General features: G+C 41.6%; 1 protein-coding gene. It reads right to left on the reverse strand.

Features of this window, described 5'->3' with window-relative positions; genetic code table 11:
• Nucleotides 1–524, reverse strand: a 524-nt coding sequence (locus tag ASH01S_RS17720) for an SIR2 family NAD-dependent protein deacylase (RefSeq protein ID WP_169794280.1), incomplete at both ends; no start/stop codon positions are given.

Genomic DNA, 524 nt, shown 5'->3' on the forward strand with positions numbered 1-524 from the left:
TCACCCATCCACGCTGTACATCTTCAAGGATATGACGTTTAACCTCTCTATGTATTTGCGGAATTAATTCTTCAGCGGTCATACTGATAGCTGCTATTCCTTGGCTGGCAAGCTTATTGATCTGATATTCAGGGATGTTCGGGGCAACGAAGAAGTGTTCGTTTTGATATGCTCCTAGATATTTTTGGACCTGGTTAAATAATAACGAGAAATCCCAATCTTGCATGGAATAACCTATGAAGAGAATGGACGAGGCGGAGAGCATAGATTTGATTTGGTTCCACAGCGGGGACTCATCCACATGGTTGCTATAGAACCGCTCGTAGTCGCTCTTTCTCAAAATCATTTTTGTCGGCGATGAAAAATCCCCGTGAATTTTATAAAGTTTTACTCGGTCATCAAGTGCATAGGTGGGGACATGTTCATCTTGAGTAAGGATTACAATATCGTTTCCATATGCAGCTTCAAACAACTTATCGTAGTTTGTGGTCACGATGGTCCGTATTTGAACGATTTCGGTAAGT

It is taken from the genome of Alicyclobacillus shizuokensis NBRC 103103 (genome assembly GCF_001552255.1).
Lineage (GTDB): Bacteria > Bacillota > Bacilli > Alicyclobacillales > Alicyclobacillaceae > Alicyclobacillus_G > Alicyclobacillus_G shizuokensis.